At 57.4% G+C, this 2416-nt stretch carries 4 protein-coding genes and 1 rRNA gene; 1 reads left to right on the forward strand and 4 read right to left on the reverse strand.

The genetic code is table 11. The features are described 5' to 3' along the window. Positions 1 to 204: 204 nt before the first annotated feature. The 3 genes from D0T21_RS31445 to D0T21_RS31455 form a co-directional block, all read right to left on the reverse strand. The gene (locus D0T21_RS31445) at positions 205 to 489 is read right to left on the reverse strand and encodes an SDR family oxidoreductase (RefSeq protein WP_116994085.1); all 285 of its coding nucleotides are present in this window, start codon (positions 487 to 489) and stop codon (positions 205 to 207) included. Positions 490 to 641: 152 nt separating this feature from the next. Then, positions 642 to 821, reverse strand: a complete 180-nt coding sequence (locus tag D0T21_RS31450) for a hypothetical protein (protein WP_199538639.1) — start codon at positions 819 to 821, stop codon at positions 642 to 644. An 88-nt stretch (positions 822 to 909) separates the two neighbouring features. Then, positions 910 to 1806, reverse strand: a complete 897-nt coding sequence (locus tag D0T21_RS31455; RefSeq protein ID WP_116994086.1) for an AraC family transcriptional regulator — start codon at positions 1804 to 1806, stop codon at positions 910 to 912. Here D0T21_RS31455 and D0T21_RS31460 point away from each other — a divergent pair. After that, positions 1792 to 2196 (forward strand): outer membrane beta-barrel protein, encoded by a 405-nt coding sequence (locus D0T21_RS31460; protein WP_229211712.1) that lies wholly within the window; start codon positions 1792 to 1794, stop codon positions 2194 to 2196. The two genes, D0T21_RS31455 and D0T21_RS31460, sit on opposite strands and share 15 nt — an antisense overlap. A 101-nt stretch (positions 2197 to 2297) precedes the next feature. Here the strand turns inward: D0T21_RS31460 and rrf are convergent. After that, positions 2298 to 2410 (reverse strand): 5S ribosomal RNA (rrf, locus tag D0T21_RS31465). Positions 2411 to 2416: the final 6 nt, after the last annotated feature.

Below are 2416 nucleotides of genomic sequence, written 5' to 3' on the forward strand. Positions count from 1 at the left end.
CAAACGTCCACACTTATCGACTGTAAATTTTTAAAGAACTTATTCGGTACTGCTTGCTGAAGAAGCGTTGTGTTCATCAGCGAAGAGGCAAGATTATGAAGCGTTTCGTTTATCTCGTCAAGCTCTTATTTTCCTTACCTAACTCAGCATTTGAATGCCTTGTTCTGCAAGGGGGCGAACTATAGCAAGGGTGTAGTAATTCTGTCAAACATTATTAATGACAATATCAACGCGCTTATGCACGTCCTCGGCAAACGCCAGGAACTCGCGCATCTCTTCCGGCTGCGATACATCCAGTGCATACCATTCGGCGGAACCGCCAGCCCTGCGTATCTCCGTGACCAGCGCGTGCAGCTTGCTGGAACGTCGCGCGCCCAGGACCACATGATGTCCTTCTCCAGCCAACTGGCGCGCTGTCGCCGGACCGCAACCCCGGCTGGCGCCGGCAATCAGGATAACCTTACGAATTGTTTGTACAGTAGCAGTCATGATGCGGTCCTTTCGATGGCAGTAACACCAGACTGCATCTTACGGAACCATTCCCATGCTGCGAATGCACACGACTATGCACTTATTGCCTAATCCTATAGATCGGTGTGTGCATGGTGGCGATGAGACCCGGAATCATGGATCATTCCTATTCAATACAGCATTGAGAGGGAAACGTCGTCGCCGTTGGCGGCATACTTGGAGGTGACCGAAGTTCTGCCCCCGACGACTTCGGCATAAACACCAGGTTCGAAGCCTGGTCCGGCAAATGAAGGCGAGGACGCCGACAGCAGCGTCGCGAGCGCTGCGGCGCTGAGAATGGTTTGTCGCATATTGCTCCTGATAAGAGGTGGTACTACCGGGACGGAGTTGACTAATTTTTAATTCCGCCAGTAACCGAATAGTACCCGCAACTTATTTTTAAAGCAATCTTGCCGGTTCCGCTGGTTGGACGGCCAGCAGGCGGCGCATGGCGCTGGCCTCTTCGCCGGGACTGCGGCCGAAGAAGCGCTTGAATTCCCGGCTGAATTGCGAGGGACTTTCGTAGCCGACCTGGGCCGAGGCGGATTGTGCCGTCATGTCGCTGCGCGCCATCAGCAGCCGCGCCTGGTGCAGGCGGGCAGACTTCAGGTACTGGATCGGCGAGCAGTGCGTGACCGACTTGAAATGTACGTGGAAGGCCGGCACGCTCATGTTCGCTTCGGCGGCCAGCATGCCGACGTCAATGTCGGCCGAGTAGTCTGCATGGATGCGGCGCAGCGCCTTGGCGATCCGGCCGAACTGTCCCTGGTTGGTCAGCGCCGCACGCATGGCGGCGCCTTGTTCCCCCATCAGAACACGATAGCAAATTTCGCGCACGATCGCCGGGCCGAGCACGCGCGCTTCCAGCGGTGAGCTCAAGGCTTCGAGCAGGCGCAGCACGGTTTCACTCAGGCGTTCGTCCATGCGGGTGGTCATCATGCCCTTAGGCATGGCAGGCACTTCATTGTCGGTCTGGTCGATGGCGAACATCAGGTCCGCAAGGGTGGTGCGGTCGACACGGATCGACAGGCCCAGGAACGGTTCCTCCGGCGTGGCGTCGGTAGTGCTGGTGAAGGGCATGGGCACGGCGACCACCAGGTAATGCTCGGCGTCGAACTGGAGCACGTCGCCGCCGAAGTAGGCGCGCTTGCGGCCCTGGAGCACGATCGCAATGCAGGGATCCGACATGGCCGGGGTTTTGGTCGAGCTGCAATTCGATCGGGTCAGGCGGACATCGTCAAGCGCCGACAGCGTGTAGCCCTCGTTGCGCGCCAACTGTTGATGCAGTGCGATCATGCGTTCCACGTCTATTCCTTCGGCGCCGGACTGGGCTACCAGTACACGCCTAACTTTGGCTTCGAAGTCTACACTCGCAGCCTCAGCTTCATCCCTCTCGCGGCGGCCCTGTCTTCACTTGGCTACTACCCCGACCAGCATTCCGGCATTGCAGCCATCGGCACCATGCCTCTGAACGAAAGCTTCAGCCTGCTGGGCCGCGCCGGCGTAGGCCGCACAACCATGAAAGCGAACCGCAGCACCTTGAGCGACCGCACCGACACCGATGCAGTGGTTGGCGTCGGCGTGCGTTACGCATTCAACCGCAACTTCTCGCTGAGCCTGGAAGGTACTTACCTGAGCAAGAGCGAAGTTTCGATCTATTCTCTCGGCGCCCGCTACCAGTTCTAAACTAAAAAACGGTGTAAACCGTATAGACGGAAAAAACCCCCACTGGCACAGAACGCGATCTTGAGCGCGTTCTGGCTGGTGGGGGTTTTTAGGTATAACTAGCCTGACGATAACCTACTTTCACACTGGTTGCAGCACTATCATCGGCGCAGAGTTGTTTCACGGTCCTGTTCGGGATGGGAAGGGGTGGGACCAACTTGCTATGGTCATCAGGCATTGA

The organism is Duganella sp. BJB476, from assembly GCF_003416895.1.
Taxonomy (GTDB): domain Bacteria; phylum Pseudomonadota; class Gammaproteobacteria; order Burkholderiales; family Burkholderiaceae_D; genus Rugamonas.